11 protein-coding genes are annotated in these 19,042 nt (G+C 50.0%); 4 read left to right on the forward strand and 7 right to left on the reverse strand.

What is annotated here, in order from left to right; translation table 11 throughout:
* Positions 1-5: 5 nt before the first annotated feature.
* The 3 genes from JHU38_RS04290 to JHU38_RS04300 all read right to left on the reverse strand — a co-directional run bounded on the left by JHU38_RS04290 (position 6) and on the right by JHU38_RS04300 (position 3,849).
* A complete protein-coding gene (locus JHU38_RS04290) occupies positions 6-1,574 on the reverse strand; it encodes a capsule assembly Wzi family protein (protein WP_199222681.1) in 1,569 nt (522 codons plus the stop codon).
* 74 nt (positions 1,575-1,648) lie between these two features.
* Positions 1,649-2,320: an outer membrane beta-barrel protein gene (locus tag JHU38_RS04295; protein WP_158267326.1), complete on the reverse strand. Its 672-nt coding sequence runs from the start codon at positions 2,318-2,320 to the stop codon at positions 1,649-1,651.
* 29 nt (positions 2,321-2,349) lie between these two features.
* Positions 2,350-3,849: a hypothetical protein gene (locus tag JHU38_RS04300; RefSeq protein WP_107583074.1), complete on the reverse strand. Its 1,500-nt coding sequence runs from the start codon at positions 3,847-3,849 to the stop codon at positions 2,350-2,352.
* A gap of 177 nt (positions 3,850-4,026) precedes the next feature.
* On the opposite strand from JHU38_RS04300, the gene JHU38_RS04305 reads away from it, so the two are divergent.
* The gene (locus JHU38_RS04305; protein WP_107583072.1) at positions 4,027-5,145 is read left to right on the forward strand and encodes an MraY family glycosyltransferase; all 1,119 of its coding nucleotides are present in this window, start codon (positions 4,027-4,029) and stop codon (positions 5,143-5,145) included.
* Positions 5,146-5,257: 112 nt separating this feature from the next.
* Here the strand turns inward: JHU38_RS04305 and JHU38_RS04310 are convergent, their stop codons facing one another.
* Complete coding sequence (locus tag JHU38_RS04310) at positions 5,258-6,157, reverse strand: diaminopimelate dehydrogenase (RefSeq protein WP_107583215.1); 900 nt, start codon at positions 6,155-6,157, stop codon at positions 5,258-5,260.
* A 673-nt stretch (positions 6,158-6,830) separates the two neighbouring features.
* On the opposite strand from JHU38_RS04310, the gene ruvA reads away from it, so the two are divergent.
* Together ruvA and sov are read left to right on the forward strand one after the other, a co-directional pair.
* Entirely contained in the window at positions 6,831-7,451 is a 621-nt protein-coding gene (ruvA, locus tag JHU38_RS04315; RefSeq protein ID WP_107583070.1) for a Holliday junction branch migration protein RuvA, read from the forward strand.
* A 6-nt stretch (positions 7,452-7,457) separates the two neighbouring features.
* Positions 7,458-14,954 carry a T9SS outer membrane translocon Sov/SprA gene (gene sov, locus JHU38_RS04320; protein WP_107583069.1) on the forward strand — a complete coding sequence of 2,499 codons (7,497 nt, stop codon included), beginning with the start codon at positions 7,458-7,460 and terminating at the stop codon, positions 14,952-14,954.
* Positions 14,955-14,975: 21 nt separating this feature from the next.
* Here sov and dacB read toward each other — a convergent pair whose 3' ends face one another.
* Both dacB and JHU38_RS04330 read right to left on the reverse strand, forming a co-directional pair.
* Positions 14,976-16,259, reverse strand: coding sequence for a D-alanyl-D-alanine carboxypeptidase/D-alanyl-D-alanine endopeptidase (gene dacB / locus JHU38_RS04325; protein WP_107583213.1), 1,284 nt, complete (start codon positions 16,257-16,259; stop codon positions 14,976-14,978).
* Positions 16,240-16,518: a hypothetical protein gene (locus JHU38_RS04330; protein ID WP_107583067.1), complete on the reverse strand. Its 279-nt coding sequence runs from the start codon at positions 16,516-16,518 to the stop codon at positions 16,240-16,242. Before JHU38_RS04330 ends, dacB begins: the two co-directional genes overlap by 20 nt.
* A 225-nt stretch (positions 16,519-16,743) precedes the next feature.
* Here JHU38_RS04330 and nadB point away from each other — a divergent pair, with 225 nt between their 5' ends.
* Positions 16,744-18,333: an L-aspartate oxidase gene (nadB, locus tag JHU38_RS04335; protein WP_107583065.1), complete on the forward strand. Its 1,590-nt coding sequence runs from the start codon at positions 16,744-16,746 to the stop codon at positions 18,331-18,333.
* Between the two features lie 125 nt (positions 18,334-18,458).
* Here nadB and JHU38_RS04340 read toward each other — a convergent pair whose 3' ends face one another.
* Positions 18,459-18,854 carry an FMN-binding protein gene (locus JHU38_RS04340; protein ID WP_107583063.1) on the reverse strand — a complete coding sequence of 132 codons (396 nt, stop codon included), beginning with the start codon at positions 18,852-18,854 and terminating at the stop codon, positions 18,459-18,461.
* Between the last annotated feature and the right edge of the window lie 188 nt (positions 18,855-19,042).

The raw sequence follows: 19,042 nt of genomic DNA on the forward strand, positions 1-19,042 counted from the left end.
CTCGTCTACTTTAAAATTCCTGTTTTGACAATAGTCAACTGGCCACCATAGTTATGTCCCAACAATCCACCCATATCCATTCCGTAAGCTCCCCGCACCATCCATTGGCGTCCCAAATGGTACGACACTTCCAAAAGCGCGCTGACATTATGATGCGGTTTGACGAAAGGCTTACCATAAGTGCCATAACCATGTTGATAAGTGGCCAACAAACGATAATTCCATCTCTCCGCCGGTTCGCCGCTAATTCCCAGGTGCCAGGCTACAAAACGATTATTCTTAAACCGAAGTATACCATCCTTATTATATAAGGGAGCCGTATAGAGCGGATTGCCGATAGCCTGTCCCCAGTGCTGCCAGCCCGTATAGATACCATGATTATAATATTCATCCTGCCCACCGATGTGTTCGGACATGCCCGGAGTATGGTCATGGTAAACAGGCCCGCTTTGATATTTCGTATATAAATACTCCAGAAGCAGCTGACTGATCCAACGGTTATTCTTCAACCTTACCTCCACGCCCAGCATGATATCCTTCAGGTCATATACGAAATAGCGTTTTTTCTTCCGCACATTCCACTCTTCACCCTCGCCGTAGCCGTCATAATCCAAGAAGAACATGCCCGAATGATCTTCAAAAAATTTGTCGGCATAAAGGCTCAAGCCCCAGCTGTCGGCATCATAATTGACGCGCATGAGCCACGAACCCAACTGATTGCCTTCCGCGTTCTTATACGTTGTCTCCTCAACATCAGAGCCGCCCGGCACCACCGCGTGCCAAAAATCCTTTAATCCCGTACCCCCTCGCAGCACCGTTGTCGTGCCATCCTCTCCCGGTCGGTAGATCGTGCCGCCGAAAGTGGTAGCCATTTCCAGACCAAGTTCTATCGAAAAGGGATAAAAACGATCGGGATTGCCAATCATCAGATAACCGGCCTTGCTATGATAGAGCACGTCATCGGCGTACTTTTCCGTTTTTGATACGAAGTTATGCTGCCAGTTGTCGTCTGTCATCTTACCAAAGGCGATGTGTCCCTTCAGCCGCAACCAGTCGTGGGCAAAGGGCAGCACCCAATATTCGGGTAACGCCAAGCGCACCTGGGGCACCGGTCGCGCGTTGATGCCCAGCGTCTGTGAGCCACTGCTCAGCCGGTTATTCTTCAGTTCCATGGGAAATTCCTTGCTACCCACCGTCAGCACGCCATGCAACCATCGTGCTTCTACAAATGCCTGCTGCACAACAGCCTTACTGGTATAGTTTATCGGCGCCACGACATCCAGTCCATAGCCTACGGCCCAACGTCGTGCCGAGTCGCTCCGCAAGGCACGTTCCACTCCCATTCGCAGATAACCGTTGTTCTGTTCCAGCGAACTCAGCCCGTAGCGGTTGGCATTCAGCCACAACGGCGTTGTGCCCTTAGCCACGGAGGCTTGGGCTTCTATCTTGTATTGAATATCTTTCGAGAGATTCAGCTTTCCCGCTTCCACTCCCTCCTGCCACGCATATTGCGCATGACTCATCAAGGGCCATGCGCACAAAGCAGCAAAATAGATAAATTGCTTGAAATTCATGTCATCATCAACATTGTGATATGATGATAACGGTACAAGTTTCCTTTTATTATATAAGAACCTTGCGCAATCGTTTAGAATATGTAACCGACCGTCAGGTAGAACGCACGTGCCCGGACATTGCCCAACTCCTTATGCACATTCACTACGCCCGTTTCTATCCCAAGCGTTGCCGCAAAATGACGAGTTTCATATCCTGCTTCTACTGCCGGGCCTATATCGAAACGACGCATGTTGAAACCAGGTATTCCGTAGGTATTGTATTCTTGTGAGCCATGGACCACTTTACCCCCGATACCATACGAGGCAAAACAGCCCATACCGAGTTTGACGCCACCTTTTCGGCCCGCCGGCAGAAACATCGTAAAGAGAACGGGTATTTCCAGCACGTTCTGATGCATGCTTGCCATATCATTCATATTATCTTCCCATGGCCCTTTCGCGCCTTTCTGAATGTAACGCAAGCCTGTCTGCAAAGCGAAACAGCGTAGTTTGAACGGAATCTGAAGTCCTGCCTCAGCCATAAAGCCCAATAAATCCTTTACACCGCCGGTATTCTCGCCTACATAATCGGACGCAACGACACCCGCCTTTACGTAGGGTTTCACGCCCGGTGCCACCATTTCGCTGGCGTCTTCCATATAGGAACTACCCGATCTGTCCGCATTTCTGGCTTGTTGAAACACTTGTGCTTGCGCCGTTGACAATCCTGCCAGCAACGCGATTGCAAGAAAAAGTTTACGCATGATTATCTTCTTTTTTGTTAATAATCGGTTCATCTGTCAGCATTGTCGTCCAACTTCATCCATAGCAGCCTCGTGCCCGACAGCAGATAGAGCGTATCGCCCTGTAGATCGGCCGCCTGAACAGGTTCCGTGAAATTGAGTTTCGCGTTTCCATCATCATCGACAATCCAAAAGTCGAAACCATTTTTTGAATGGGTACCTACAAACGAGTATTTTCCATGGTGCTGATATATGTCGTAGTGATTAGCGACCGGGAAGGTTTCTTCCACTTGCAGCTTATTGTTGACAATCAGAATTTTATTTTTATCAGTGATAACGACACTACGGTCTGCGTCGAACTCCAGCGGTGTCAGCTTTTTGTCCACGTCGCGGAAGGTGTAGCTCTTGACATAAGGAATCGATACGGGCCGGCCATAAACCTTCTTATCCCACGGTTCCAGCTCGTCCTTTGACAGCAGCTGCCCGTCGGCCGCATTGAGTACGGCCGCAAAAGTCTTACCGTATTTCTTCATCATCATGCCGCCTTTCAGGCCCACACCATAGTTGAGCAGATAGAGTTTGCCGTCTTTCACCGTCAGTTGGCTATAAGAACCATCCTTGTTATCAAATGCCGTGGTCCACACCTGCTGCGCCTGCGCGTCGTAACAGCTCACGCCGGCCTTGTCGGCAAAGTAATAATAGGTGCCGTCGGTGGCTATATTCGAACATGTGTGCGACGTTACGTTGGCACCGACATAGGGCACATAGTATGTATAGAAGCCGCCGATCGCCCCCATGGCCGCGCCCATAGCCACTGCGCCCAAGCTTTGCAGGAGCACGCTACCCACATCTACCTTGCCCGTAGCGGCGTCATAACGACGCAGATTACCCGTCTTGATATTGATGAAGTTCATGTCGTCGGCCGCTACCATCAGCAGTGAGTCGCCTACCACCTGCATGTCGTTCCATCCCCAGTTCAGTTCGTGCTTCACGTTGCTGACCCACAGCTCTTGACCTGTAGACAGACTGACACCTCGCAGCTTCGCCGCCGTAGCCGATCGATAGCCCACAATCACGTCCTTAGCCTCATCTATATAAAGAGGGATAAGTTTCGTGTTCCACTTCTCGGTCGTAGCGTCGGTCATGAGTTTCAGTTTCCCTTCGTCCTGCACGAGCAATCCCCGTGACGTGAGCTTCATGTGGTCCGTCATCGACTTACCTGCCGGTGCGTTGGAGAGGCGCGCCAGCGCTTCGGTTCTGCTGAATTTCATCGGCAATATCCAACCGGTGGTTCCCGTGGTCTTGTCAATCAGGCTGATCTGGCCGCTGTTGGCCCAAGCGTCCTTCTCACGCTTGCGCAGTTTTACGGCCACGGTCCTGCCGTCGGGCGATACCGACAACGAGTAGCAAGTGTGCTTCAAGTCAATCGAAGCCATTTTAACTGGATTTCCGTCTACGTCCTTAGCAATGGCTATGGAGTCAATCTGAGCTTTTGAAGATAGTGGCAAGAAGGCCAAGGCAAAAGCTAACCATACGTGCTGTTGTTTCATTTCAGGTGATTTATTATTAACAAAATACCAAACAAAGATAAGCATTAAAAAAAAATAAACAAAATAAATCTATATGATTTATAATAAAATAGTCTACTTATCAGTTCTTTTATAAAAGTGCTTGATGAAACAGACATTTTTCATCAACGTTCCGTTACTTTCTGATAGATATTTTTCATGGTTGACAATACGATATATACGCTATCCGTAATAGCTTCTTTTCTCTTCAGCCTCTGCTGCGGATTCTTTTTCATTCCTGCTATCTTGAACTTTTGCAAGGCCCATAAACTCTATGATTTGCCTAACGCACGCAAGGTACACCGGCGAGCGACACCCCGTCTCGGTGGCATTGCGTTCCTGCCCAGCATGATTCTTGCCTTTTTATTTTCCATATTCGTATTCAAGTATATGGAAGGTACAAATCCGTTACGTGTGGGTCTTTGGACCTATTCATTCATAGTAGGAATCGGTCTTATCTACATAACCGGCGTCATTGACGACCTGATCGGCCTCAACGCCAAGCTGAAGTTTTTGGTTCAAATACTATCGGCGGCCCTGCTACCTTTGAGCGGTCTCTACATCAACGACCTGTACGGACTGGCCGGCATCCATCAGTTACCTCCCGTGGTGGGTGGTTTGCTGACAATATTTATCATCGTTCTAATTATCAATGCTTTCAATCTGATTGACGGAATCGACGGACTGGCCGCCAGTCTCACGCTCATTGCGTTGAGCGGCTACCTGTTTTGCTTCATCCGTGAGACACTTTGGGTGTATTGCATCATGATTTCCGGACTTATGGGGGTGCTCGTAGCCTATCTCTATTTCAATCTTTTCCTTAGCGAATGTCACAAGAAGAAGATTTTCATGGGCGATTCCGGTAGTCTGACGCTGGGCTACGCGCTGGCATTTCTGTTCGTCAAGTTCTCCATGAACAACACCGATGTCGCGCCATTTTACAGCGAAAACAGGATGTTGATATGTTCGTTGCTCATCGTTCCTTGCTTCGACGTGTTCCGTATCATTCTGGCACGCTTGCGAAATGGCCGTCCCTTGTTCCAATCGGACAAGAATCACATCCACCATAAGATTATGCGCACGGGCATGACACAGCATCAAACCCTCATACTGATTACCTTTCTGGCGATTGGCTTCGTTGCTCTCAACATGATAGTCTATATTCTGACCACCTGCAATATAACAGTAATGGCGATCATAGACATCTGTGTCTACATCGCCATCCATCTGCTTATCAACCGGCACATCAAGTTAAACGGCCAGAAACCTTTCGAATAGTTTTTATCTTTTTTGTTTTCGTACTCACAGAGCCATCAGGAAGAATACCCCTCAGCGTTGATAAGCCGAACAAGTCATTCATCCCAACGCTCTCACTACGCTACAACTCCGCTCACACCAGCGTGGCGACAACTTCCTCGCGGGTTCCAGGCAGCATGTCGATGACCGGAATTTCGGGCATGGTGTAACATCCCGGCGCCAGACGCAGCGAAGCGCGCGCCACATTGACAAGCACCTGAGCGGTCAGGGCGGGATTATTGATACTCATATTAAATTCGAAACGCTGGTTCTGGGTCTTTCCGCTCACGCCCTTGCGTATCAGATTAACGCCGTGGCCCATGTCTTTCACTTCGTCAACAGAGTTTACCGCAAACACGTGCGTCTCATCGTGCGCGAAATAGGGATCGGCCTTTATCTCGCTTGTCACCTGATCCAGCGTGGCGCCTTCTTCCAATTCCACGTAAACCATGCGGCGATGAATACCCTCACCCAATGGAATGGTAACAGAGAGAGCGTCTTTCACCCCCTGCTTACCACGCACGCAAACACTATGGCCCATGCTCATGCCCGGACCGAAGTTGGTATAGGTGAGTCCCTTGGGAGCCAAGCTCTGCATCAACACGCGTACAATGGAGTCCGAACCAGGGTCCCATCCGGCTGAAATAACGCTCACCTTACCGGCCTTCTTGCAGTTTTCCATCTGCTTAGTGCGGTAATCGAGAATATCGGTATGGATGTCGAAACTGTCAACTGTATTGATACCCATGGCTACAATCTTCTCGGCATACTCGGGACATGAACGTGTCGGTGTGGCCAGAATGGCTACGTCAACGTCGGAAAGTTTGACAATGTCATCTACAACGGCGTAGGCTGCCAGTTCGGCAGGCTTATCTTTATCGCCCCGGCGACGTACAATGCCGGCAATCTCGAAATCGGGAGCCGCTTCGAGCGCTTCCACCGCGTAATGACCAATGTTGCCGTAACCTACGACGGCTGCTCTAATCTTCCTCATAATATATACTTTACTATTACTGATTTTGATTTTTGTAACGGCAAAAGTAGTGTAATTTGACGAATTGACCAGCAACATGTTTTTCTTTTTTGGTTATTTATACTACATAATCACAATTTATTAGTACCGAGCTGCCTGTTTATGATGATTTCATAGCATTTTCCAGGATTCGTCTTTCATATTGCCGGCTTATGCGAAAACAAGAAAGTACAACCCTTCTTCATATCCGTAACGACTACGAATTTTCTTTACAAAAGCCTTCAAATGGCTGCGTTATTCGCCAGAAATCGAAGAACGGTGCGAAATTCTTAAAAATACGGCGTTGTAGCAACGCGCTGATAGTCAGCAGATTACAAAAAAAGCGCCACTGATCGTCGCACAATAGGCCGCTCAAAGCAGCCTTTTGAGCCTTTCATTGCAGCCTTTTGAGCCTCCAATCGCAGTGCTTTGACAGGCTCAAAGGGCTGCTTTGAGGCGATAAAAGGGTCACGAATGTCTTTAATCGCCTCTCAAACAGATCATAAAACCACTACGACAGCCATGGTTCGCTTCTATTTGGAGCAGAAAAAAGAACAAAATAATCTGTAGTTTTTTTTGACATTACACTCACGCTGATACAATATTTGCCCATAGCGATACGTTATTGTTTTGTATATATACAAAAACAGAACTTATGATTGAATATATCAAGGGCGAACTCGCGGATCTTACGCCGGCTGTTGCCGTGGTAGAAGCCGCGGGGGTGGGTTACGCGCTCAACATCTCACTGACGACTTACAGTGCCATCCAAGGCAAACAGCAGGTGAAATTGTTCGTACATGAGTCGTTGGTGACAGGCGGTCGCGACGACAGTTTCACGCTCTTCGGCTTTCAGAGCAAGCAGGAGCGGGCCCTCTACCGCTTGCTGATCACGGTATCGGGCGTCGGAGCCAACACGGCGCGCATGATGCTCTCGTCGATGACACCGGCCGAGCTATGCAACGCCATCGCCATGGGCGACGAACGGATGATCAAGAGCGTGAAAGGTATCGGCCTCAAGACGGCCCAACGCATCATCGTTGACCTGAAAGACAAAATCATAGCCAGCGGCATAGCCGACGAACTACACGTCAGTACACAGAGCGGAGGCGCTCCATCGGTCAACGCTGCAGTGAAGGACGAGGCTGTAGGCGCGCTCACAATGCTCGGATTCTCGCCGGCACCGACGGCCAAAGTCGTGACGGCCATCTTACAGGAACAACCCGACATGGCCGTGGAAATGGTGGTAAAAGAGGCGCTCAAGCGGATAAAATAAGCCTACATGAAGAAAAGGAATCGGTTGATGAGTATGGTGTTTCTTACGACCTTTGTCGTAAGTTACGCCCTTGCCATACCTTTTCTTCAACATACGGTCCGTTCCCAAACCGGCACGACAACGCAGCTCGCGCCCGATTCCGACACGATTCATGTGGGCAAACCGCGCTGGCGCGTACAGCGTACCACCCCCATCACCTACGATGATCTCGACTCGAGTACGCTGGACCTGCGACAACCTGCTAATCTTCAGTATGAAGTGACCTATAATGACAGTCTGCAACGCTACGTGATAGGTCGGAAAATAGGCGGCACCTATCTCAGCGCGCCCATCATGATGACGCTCACGGAATACATGCAATGGCTTGACCGCCACCGTAGCAACGCCTTTTTCAGGGCCAAGAACGACGAAATCTACCAGAGAAAAGGCAAGGAAAAGTTTGATTTCAGCGATATGCGCTTCGATCTCGGACCGGCCGAGAAGATTTTCGGGCCGGGTGGTGTACGCGTCCGCACCCAGGGAACGGCCGAACTCAAACTCGGAGGAACCATCAAGAACATTGAAAACCCTTCGCTCTCCATCCGCAACCGCAAGACTACCGCGCTCGATTTTGACGAAAAGATCAATCTGTCGGTCAACGGAAAGGTGGGCGACAAGGTAAACATGAATCTCAACTACAACACCGACGCCACCTTCGACTTCGACACGCAGAACCTGAAACTGAAATACGACGGCAAGGAAGACGACATCATCAAATTAGTAGAGATTGGCAATGTGTCGTTTCCGAGTAATTCCACGCTTGTGACAGGGGCCAGCTCACTCTTCGGCGTGCGCACGGATATGCAGTTCGGAAGGCTGAAACTGCAGCTCGTAGCGTCGCAGAAAAAGAGTGCCAGCAAGAGTGTAGGCTCCAAAGGCGGCGTGCAGCTGACGCCATTTGAAATCAATGCCACCGGATATGAGGAAAATACGCACTTTTTTCTGGGTCAATACTTCCGCGAACACTACGACGAGGGCATGCGAAGGCTACCCCATGTCATGAGCGGAATTACCATCAACCGCATGGAAGTGTGGGTAACGAACAAGTCGGGCTCGACCGTCAACACCCGTAACATCGTGGCACTGACGGATTTGGGCGAGAACCGGCAGATTAGCAGCCCGCTATGGTCCGCGCTGGGATACACTGTGCCCGACAACCAGGCCAACTCCGAATACGCCACGCTCAACGGCAATGCGGCCATCCGTGACATTGACCAGGCCTCGACACTGCTCGAAGCATTGGGATTGGTGGGTGGCAAGGACTTTGAGAAAGTGGGTAATGCCGTGCGACTCGACCCGAGTTCATACGTCGTCAACACGGCCTTGGGTTACATCTCGCTCAAGACCACCCTGCAACCCGACCAAGTTCTGGCCGTGGCCTTTGAATATACATCGGGCGGCCGCACGTATCAGGTGGGCGAGTTTGCCGGTGACAAGACCGACGTAAACCAGGCTTTGCTCGTCAAAACACTGAAAAATACCAGCAATAATCCGGCGCAAGGCAACTGGCGACTGATGATGAAGAACGTCTACAAACTGGGCGACAACATCCAAAAGGATAAGTTCAGGCTCGACGTGAAGTATCAAAGCGACACCACAGGCGTATATCTGACCTACATTCCAGAGCCTGAAGTGAAAAGCCAGACGCTCATCAAGGTACTTGGAGCCGACCGGCTGGACCAAAACAGCAACGCGCACGCCGACGGTCGCTTTGATTTCGTTGAGGGATATACTGTCAGCAGCGGCCGGGTGTTTTTCCCCGTGGCCGAACCTTTCGGCGATTACCTTTACAAATACCTGACGAACAAAGGCGTTCTGCCGGATATTGCCGCCAAATACGCCTTTACCGAACTATACGACTCTACCCGAACCGTGGCACGGCAGATAGCGGAGAAAGACAAATTCATATTTACCGGCCAGTTCAGAGGGTCGAGCGCCAATGTCATTTCACTGAATGCTTTCAACGTGCCGCAAGGGTCTGTGGTGGTGACGGCAGGAGGTGTGAAACTCAGCGAGGGCACCGACTACACCGTAGATTACAGTGCCGGTGAAGTGACGATCATCAACAAGAGCATCCTCGACGCGGGTACACCGGTGAATGTATCGCTCGAGAACAACACAGACTATGGCCAAATGCGCAAGACCATGGTGGGATTGAATTGGCAATATGACTTTTCGAAGAACTTTCAACTGAGCGGAACGCTGCAACATCTGCAGGAACAAGCCATGATCAACAAAGTGGCCATGGGTGCCGAGCCACTCAACAACACGCTGTGGGGCCTGAACATTAATTGGAGAAAGGAAAGTCAATGGCTCACCAACATGCTCGACAAACTGCCGTTTCTGCATCTGACGCAACCTTCGCAGATATCGCTGACGGGCGAATTTGCCCAGTTGATAGCCGGACAGAGCCGTGGCACGCAAGACAACGCGTCGTATCTGGACGACTTCGAGGGATCGAAAACGACCATCGACGTGTCTATGCCGTCGTCGTGGTTTATCTCGAGCGTGCCATCCATGTTTCCGGAGTACAGCGATAAGACAACGCTGACCGGTGGTTACAATCGAAGTCTGCTCGCCTGGTACTATATCGACCCGCTGTTTACACGCCGCAGCAGCTCATTGACCCCCGGACACATCAAAAGCGACCTGAATCAGTTGAGCAATCACTATGTACGCGAGGTGTATATACGCGAGCTTTTCCCTAATCGCGACTATAGTGTGTACAACAGCGGCGGTGCTGCCGGCACGCTCAATATCCTCAACTTAGCTTATTATCCGGACGAACGGGGACCTTATAACTTCAATCCCGACCTCAATGCGGACGGAACACTCAGGCAACCACAGCGTCACTGGGGCGGCATGATGCGAAAACTCGACACGAGCGACTTTGAAACGGCCAATGTAGAGTATATCGAATTCTGGTTGCTCGACCCCTTTATCTACTCGCGTCAGCAGCCCAACGCCCACGAATATGGCGGCGACTTTTACATCGACTTGGGCGAAGTGAGCGAGGATATCTTAGCCGACGGCAAGAAATTCTATGAAAGCGGCATGCCGGTAGACGGCTCAAGCAGCTTCACGACAACACAGTGGGGACGCATTCCTACACAGACGACGACAACTTATGCCTTTGCCACGTCGTCCGGAGCACGACAGTTGCAGGACGTGGGCTTCAATGGACTGACCGACGAACAGGAACGTTCGTTCGCTTCTTACCAGCCTTTCCTCAACGCGATCAGAGGGAAGGTGAGCCAGACTGTGCTCGACTCCATCACGAACGACCCGGCCAACGACAACTACCACTACTTCCGTGGAAGTGATTATGACGACATGAAGGCCGACATTCTGCGACGCTACAAGTACATTAACAACCCACAGGGCAACTCACCCGACAGCGAACAGCGGCAGGAACGCTACGACACGTCATATAAAACGACACCCGACGTGGAAGATATCAATCAGGACTACACGTTGAACGAGTATGAAAAATACTTTGAATACCGCGTTTCCATTCGTCCGAACGACATGGAGGTAGGGCGAAACTTCATCGTCGACAAGCGTGAATACGTGGCACCGCTGCGCAACGGTAATAAAGAAACGGTCAACTGGTATCAGTTCCGCATTCCGGTAAAAGAGTTTGAGAAACGATTCGGCGGCATATCCGACTTTACTTCCATCCGTTTCATGCGTATGTTCCTGACAGGATTCAAGCATCCGGTCGTCTTACGCTTCGGCAGTCTTGACTTGGTACGTGGCGACTGGCGACTCTATGAGCAGCAATTAGATAAGATGGCGGGAACGGGAACACTGACAGCCAGTGCCGTAAACATAGAGGAGAATGGCGAAAAACAGCCTGTCAACTATGTTGTTCCACCCGGAATAGACCGCATTCAGGACCCCGCGCAGCCGCAGGTGGTGATGAGCAACGAGCAGGCCTTGGACCTTTTGGCCGAAAATCTGTCGCGTGGTGAGTCGAAAGCGGTATATAAAAACACGATGATCGACATGCGTCAGTATCGCCGACTGGAAATGTTCGTCCACGCCAATGCCCTCCAGCAAAACGTGACAAACCTACAAAACGACCAGCTCGCTGTCTTCATACGCTTGGGAAGCGACTATAAGAACAACTATTATGAATATGAAGTGCCCCTGAAACTTACCGCTCCGGGACACTATGACCAGCGTGCTCCGGCCCAACGCGTCATGGTGTGGCTACGTGAGAATATGATTGACATTCCGATTCGACTCTTTACGAATCTGAAAAAGGAAAGAAACAAGTCGAGAGCAGAAGGAAACGCTTCTTTCAACACGGAGTTCAGCATGTATGATCCCGACAATCCGGCCAATCGAATAACCATCAAAGGCAACCCGACATTAGGCGAGGTGAAAACGATGATCATTGGCGTGAGAAACAAATCGCTCGAACCCAAAAGCGGAGAAGTATGGGTCAACGAGCTCAGACTTAAGGAATATGACAACAAAGGCGGATGGGCTGCCCAGGGAAACCTGAATGTTCAGCTGTCTGATCTCGGCACAGTGAATGTGCAGGGCAGGCATGTGGCACAGGGATTCGGCAACTTGGAACAAGGCGTACAGGAGCGATCCAAGGACGACAGAGACCAATACAGCCTGACGACAAGCATTGAGCTCGGCAAGTTCTTTCCAGAAAAGGCAAAGGTTTCTATCCCCTTGTACTACAGTTACAGCAAAGACATCACCAAACCGAAATATAATCCGCTGGATACGGATATGCCACTAAAAGACGCCCTCGACGCAACCGTGTCGAAAGCGGAACGCGATTCGATAAAAAGTATTGCGATAACACGGGCTACGAGCTCAAATTTCTCTATCGCAAACGCCCGCGTCGGCATTCAGACCAAGCGCCATCCCATGCCCTACGACCCCAACAACTTCGCGTTCTCATACAGCCATACCCAGACACAGACGACGGGACAGACCACTGTTTACGAGAATGAGATGAACTGGCGTGGCTCTATCAACTACAACTGGGCCCCCGTTTACAAGCCTTGGCAGCCATTCAAGCAGATGAAGAACAGGTCGAAATGGCTCGACCTGTTCAGGAAATTCGGATTTAATTGGCTGCCACAATCCGTTGGTTTCAATACGGAGATGACCCGAAACTATTATGAATTGCAGGAGCGGGACATGGAAGCGATGGAAGAAAATCAGCTCCCTGTCAGCTTCAGTGAGCAATTTCTGTGGAACCGTGACTTCACGTTGCGATGGGACTTGACCAATAACCTGCACATGAACTTTGAAAGCGCGACCCATGCTCAGATAGAAGAGCCATACACTCCCGTGAACAAAGATCTCTATCCGGATCAGTATTCGGCCTGGAAAGATTCCGTCTGGCAATCTATCCGTCATGGAGGAACACCGCTCGACTACAACCAATCATTCTCGTTGTCGTATAATGCGCCGCTCAATCTGATTCCGATTCTTGACTGGATAACGGCTAACGGTAACTACACGGCTACATACAACTGGGTGAGAGGCACGAAATTAGAAGACGGTTCGTCGTTGGGCAACACGATTGTGAACAACCGTAACCTGTCGCTTAATGGCACTTTCAATCTCGTTCGGCTCTATAACTACATCCCATTCCTCAAGTCAGCCAACGAACAAAGGGGACGGCAGAAGAGCAACGTTCAGCAACAAGGTAACAAGAAACGCAATGACACCAACCGCAAACCTACGGCACAGGAGCGAAAGGTTGAGCTGCAGAAAAACATGCTGCAACAGAAGACAAAGAACTTTGAGAAAGAGATCACGCTGTTGCCCGACTCTGTCCTGACATTGACACATGGAAAGGACTCGAAACGCATCATTGTAACCGCCAAAACGGCTAATGGTAAAAGCCTGCGACTGCGTTACAGACGAATTGACGCGAATCGAATTGCCATTAAAAACAAAGTTGACTCGGCTCTAAAGATTAAGATTTCCGTAGGAACGAAGGCTCCATTGGAGGAAAAACAGTGGTATCGGATGGCACAAAGCGCGGCTCGGGTCATGATGATGGTGCGCAATGTGACCGTATCTTACCGCAATCAATACTCCATGTCTTTGCCGGGATTCATGCCAAACATAGGTAACGCCTTTGGACAGACCCGTGGCACGGGCGCTTTTGCTCCGGGACTCGACTTCGCCTTTGGACTGATAGGCGACTCCTACGTAGACCGGGCCAGCGAAAGAGGATGGCTGTTGCGCAACGACTCTGTAGCGACGCCGGCCACAACCAATGCTTCGGAAGACCTGCAGATAAGAGCTACGCTTGAACCTTTCAATAATTTCAGAATCGACCTGAACGCTTCGCGCACCATGACACACGGGAAAAGCATTCAATACATGTACACCGGCTCACCGACGACACAGAACGGCTCGTTTACCATGACGACAATATCGCTTCGGAGCGCGTTGGAAGGAATCGGTAATGCCACCTCCGGCTACCATAGTGCCAGCTTTGAGCGTTTCTGCCATTCATTAGAGAGTTTCCGTAGTCGTGTGGAAGCCCGTTACCAAGGCGCTCCCATGCCGGGAGGAGGTAAATATGATCCCGCGACAAGCCCTGTAGACAGGTTCAGTTCCGACGTACTTATTCCGGCATTTCTTGCCACCTATACGGGTGGAGGTTCGCTCGACCTGTTTCCTAAACTCACACGGCTGTTGCCAAACTGGTCAATCCGCTACAGCGGTTTGGGCAATCTGCCGTGGTTCCGTGATGTTTTCAAGAGTTTCAACATCAACCATTCCTACAAGAGTATTTATGCCGTGGGCGCCTACGGCAGCTATTCTTCTTTCCAAGAATACATGAACGGGCTGGGATTCATCACGAATACAGACAACATGCCGGTTCCTCACAGCATGTATAACATACCGACCGTAAGTATCAACGAGGCTTTCAGCCCCCTGCTCGGTGTCGACATGACTTTCCAGAACAATCTTACTGCCAAGTTGGAATACCGTACCACCCGTGTGTTAGGACTGAATATGACGAGCGTTCAGCTCAACGAAGCATTAAGCAGAGACTGGGTTGTGGGACTTGCTTATAGAATCAACGATTTCAAGTTGTTTGGTAACACACCCCGAAAAGCGAAAAGTCGCCAAACAACTAAACGTGACACGAAGAATGACAACGAGCAGAGCACGAACACAAACACGGGTAAAAATCGTGGAATCAATCACAATCTGAACATGCGGCTCGACATCAGCTACCGCCGACAGGCCTCGTTGACACGCGATATCGCTTCGATTGTAACATCAGCCAGCAGTGGAAACTCGGCGTTCAAGATGAGTTTGTCGGCCGATTACACGTTAAGCCGCATGCTCACGCTTAACTTCTATTACGACAGACAGACGAATACGCCGCTTCTTTCGGCTAACAGCTATCCGACAACAGTACATGATTTCGGGGTCAGTCTTAAATTCTCGCTCACCAAATAGCCTTTTCGGCCAACTGATCAATTAAGGTTGACAAAGGACAGTACACACTTTATCCTGAAAGGCTCTTCCATTCTTACCATGCAAAAGGCCCTGGTTGATAATGGAAAAACAGAGGCGATGCCCATTGGAAGACGTGCAATAGCCTGCCAGACTACTAACGCCCGTCACCGTTCCCGTCTTTGCTTTGACATTGCCATTGGTAAACGCGCCTCTCATTCGCTTCTTCAACGTTCCGTCCTGCCCTGCTATCGGCAACGCCTGAATAAGGTGGTGATAGATATTTTCATTACGATAAGCGTATCGTAGCATGCTTACCTCTAATTCTGCCGACACATAATTATATAAAGAAAGGCCGGAACCATCGGCAAATTTATAGTTAGAAGCGTTCAACCCAATCTTGTTGACCAGCCGTTTGATGACCGTTCGCGCGCTACGGGCCGACGCCGGACGATTGCCGGTGCTGGCAGCAAGTTGATAAAACATGGATTCCGCATAAAGGTTGTCACTTTCTTTCAACATCCGCATTAAGATTTGGTCGATCGTATGGAAACGCGTTACAATACAATAAGCGTCATTCGGTTTTCTTCCTTCTGCTGTTGTAACCTCCAACACGACATTTGCGGTGACCAAAGCCTGCAGAAATCGGCTGATAAACTGATCCTTTTTACTGATCAGCAACGGTGATAGCGTCCAGTTGTCATCATCCCAACACCATCCTTCTCCATACCTTTCATCGTCTTTCATGCTCTTGTCGGCGATGATACGACCATGAATCGTGTCCACGCCCATCTTCTTGATGGCCTCCACAAACGCGTTAAGGTCATCGCTGTTGAAACGCGGATCGAAGCCTCCCACGCAATAAACGTCACCTCGAAGTGTTCTACCTTCTATCTTACCTGTATAGCACAAGTCTGTCTTAAACTGATAGTCGCCTCCCAATTGGTCAATAGTCGTTATGGCAGTGATGACTTTCATCGTACTGGCAGGCCTCATCAGCTGCCGCTCATTATACTTGAAAATAGCGGAATCGGCATCCAAATCATAAACCATTATGCCCACCTGAGACGTCTTGAACATATCTCCCTCTAACAATTGAGCCAATCGATACTGCACACTTTGGGGCCAAGGACGCGTAATCGTATCGGGGCTGAGCCCCAAAACCACAGCCGAATCGGGTTCGTCGCTGTCATCATTGTCCACCACTTCATTTTCGACCTGAGCAAACACAGGGCAAACCAACAATGAAAGCAAAAAAGTTATCAAGTATTTCCTGCGCTCCGGCAAGCTAAATATTCTCTTCATCATAATCATTCATTCTCTTCATCAGCTCCTTGCAGAAAGCTTTTTCTTCCTCTGGCTGCACTGCCAACAAGCGATTAGCGCCGTACACGATCATTACGAAATGGCTCAAGCCACCCATTCTTCGCATGGGCGTCACCTTAAAAACTTCCGACAATCGGATCACCTGACGCTTTGCCAATCGTCCCCGGTCTATAATGAGCAGCTGTTCATGGCCTTGCCGCACGAAGCGATACGACGTATGGAGCACACGTTCCGTCATCATGACCACAACAAATGTTAGCAAAAGTCCAAAGATAGCGGCTTTCGACCAAAATAAAAAGAAAGCAAGAATCGAAAAGGCTACGATTCCACAAACTGTCGCTATAGAAAAATGCCGATGAAAAGTCCTATCCATAATTCGTAAACGCAAAATTACAAAAAATAAATGTTTTACCTATCTCTTTAACAATAAATGACTATTTTTGCACCATGAATAACAAATTCAAATATGACTTTTAAGTATGACTTCCTCATTATCGGTGCCGGTGTAGCGGGAATGAGCTACGCTTTGAAGATCGCAAGGGCACGGAAAGGACGGATTTGTATGATTTGCAAAACTTCTCTTGAAGAAGCGAACACTTCGTTCGCGCAGGGAGGAATCGCCTCTGTTACCAATCCGGAATTAGATAACTTCGACAAACATATTCAAGATACCATGATCGCCGGTGACTTTATCAGCGATCCGCGGGCCGTAGAGCAAGTGGTGAAGCGGGCGCCGGCCCAAATCAGCGAACTCACTAACTGGGGAGTGAATTTCGACCGCAAGGAAAACGGCACGTTCGACCTGCATCGGGAGGGCGGCCACTCTGAGTTCCGCATACTCCATCATGCCGATGATACGGGCGCGGAGATACAGCGCGGACTGATGGAAGCTGTCAGAAACAATCCACATATCGAGATACGTGAGAATCATTTCGCTGTCGAAATCATCACTCAGCACCACCTTGGCGTGGAAGTGACGCGCCGCACGCCCGACATAGAATGCTATGGGGCCTACGTTCTCAACCCCGAGACGCAGAAGGTGGACACTTACCTGGCGAAGGTTACGGTGATATGCACGGGCGGTTGCGGCGCCGTTTACCAGACAACAACCAACCCCATCATCGCTACGGGCGACGGCGAAGCCATGGTTTATCGTGCCAAAGGCGCCGTAAAGGACATGGAGTTCGTCCAGTTTCACCCCACCGCCCTCTTTCACGCCGGCGAAACGCATCCCGCTTTCCTCATCACCGAAGCCATGCGGGGCTACGGCGGCATTCTGCGGCTGCCCTCCGGCGAGAGCTTCATGGAGAAATACGACAAACGTCTCTCCTTGGCGCCACGCGATATCGTAGCCCGGGCCATCGATAACGAAATGAAAATACACGGAATCGATCACGTATGCCTCGACGTGACGCACAAGGAAGCGGAAGAAACGCGCCGCCATTTCCCCAACATCTACCACAAATGCCTCTCCATCGGCATTGATATCACCCATGAATACATACCCGTTCGCCCCGCTGCCCACTACATGTGCGGCGGCATTCAGGTAGGCCTCAACGGGCGGAGCAGCATTCATCGTCTCTATGCCTTGGGCGAATGCGCCTGCACAGGACTGCATGGCGGCAACCGGTTGGCCAGCAACTCGCTCATCGAAGCGGTGGTTTATGCCGACACGGCGGCCGAGCATTCACTCTCCGAAGTGGGCAACTACACTTTCAACGACGCCATACCAGCTTGGAATGACGAAGGAACGCTCACCAACGAAGAGCACGTTCTCATCACGCAGAGCATCAAGGAGGTGGGCGAAATCATGAGCAATTACGTGGGAATCGTGCGCAGCGACCTACGACTGAAACGTGCCTGGGCTCGTCTCGACCTGCTTTACGAAGAGACCGAGGCCCTTTTCAAGCGCGTGAAAGCCAACAAGGATATCTGCGAACTACGCAACATGATTAACGTGGGCTATCTCATCACGCGCCAGGCCATCGAGCGCAAGGAGTGTCGGGGACTGCATTACACGATCGATTACCCCGTACACGCCTACGACAAGGCCTGAACGACAGCGCGAACGACAGCGACCGACAATAGAAACGCGTAAATGGAAACCTCTCGAAGTTCCCATTTACGCGTTTCGCTTATTATCTTTTACCGACCTTGGGCCGTGCCCGAGTATGCCGGCCGTTACTTTTTATCTTCGTAGTATGCCAGTCCTTGCTGCACATTCTTGATCAAAGCCTTCGAAGAGTAGGTAGCGCCGCTCACGCCATCGACCTCCATTTGGGTCGCCTTCTTGACCGTCTTCCCTTCAAACTGCTTCAAAAGCGTTTTGGCTTTGGCAAAGTATTGCGGCGTCTCACGGTTGGGAAGCGCCTCCACTTTTACAACCTTATTCTTCTTAATGTAAATCTGCACCGGCGTAGCGCCTTTGAAGCCACGCACCGTCTTGCTGATATCTGTCGTATTAACGACCACGGTATCATTGCTTCTTGTAATCGGCTCGCTGTTTATAGCCGCACTTACGAACAGGGTCACAGCCAAAGCCGCGCCTGAAACCATACCTATTAATCTAAAATTCATATACTTATTTTTGGTGATAATTCGTGATTTTTCTTTCCTAAAGAACGCAATCTCTAAGGAATACCTTTATTTTCTACAGGTTGCAAAATTACCGTTTTTCCCCACATTCGGGTCAATCGTTTCTTGATTTTTCACTACTTTTACGAAAAAAGCATTATTTTTGTGTTTTAAAAAGGCTATTGATCATC

This window comes from Prevotella illustrans, from assembly GCF_017426725.1.
In the GTDB taxonomy this organism is placed as follows: domain Bacteria; phylum Bacteroidota; class Bacteroidia; order Bacteroidales; family Bacteroidaceae; genus Prevotella; species Prevotella illustrans.

Excerpts from the sequence above, each read along its gene's own strand:
- JHU38_RS04290 (WP_199222681.1), bottom strand. The coding sequence starts at position 1,574 with ATGAATTTCAAGCAATTTATCTATTTTGCTGCTTTGTGCGCATGGCCC.
- JHU38_RS04295 (WP_158267326.1), bottom strand. The coding sequence starts at position 2,320 with ATGCGTAAACTTTTTCTTGCAATCGCGTTGCTGGCAGGATTGTCAACG.
- JHU38_RS04300 (WP_107583074.1), bottom strand. The coding sequence starts at position 3,849 with ATGAAACAACAGCACGTATGGTTAGCTTTTGCCTTGGCCTTCTTGCCA.
- JHU38_RS04305 (WP_107583072.1), top strand. The coding sequence starts at position 4,027 with ATGGTTGACAATACGATATATACGCTATCCGTAATAGCTTCTTTTCTC.
- JHU38_RS04310 (WP_107583215.1), bottom strand. The coding sequence starts at position 6,157 with ATGAGGAAGATTAGAGCAGCCGTCGTAGGTTACGGCAACATTGGTCAT.
- ruvA (WP_107583070.1), top strand. The coding sequence starts at position 6,831 with ATGATTGAATATATCAAGGGCGAACTCGCGGATCTTACGCCGGCTGTT.
- sov (WP_107583069.1), top strand. The coding sequence starts at position 7,458 with ATGAAGAAAAGGAATCGGTTGATGAGTATGGTGTTTCTTACGACCTTT.
- dacB (WP_107583213.1), bottom strand. The coding sequence starts at position 16,259 with ATGATGAAGAGAATATTTAGCTTGCCGGAGCGCAGGAAATACTTGATA.
- JHU38_RS04330 (WP_107583067.1), bottom strand. The coding sequence starts at position 16,518 with ATGATGACGGAACGTGTGCTCCATACGTCGTATCGCTTCGTGCGGCAA.
- nadB (WP_107583065.1), top strand. The coding sequence starts at position 16,744 with ATGACTTTTAAGTATGACTTCCTCATTATCGGTGCCGGTGTAGCGGGA.
- JHU38_RS04340 (WP_107583063.1), bottom strand. The coding sequence starts at position 18,854 with ATGAATTTTAGATTAATAGGTATGGTTTCAGGCGCGGCTTTGGCTGTG.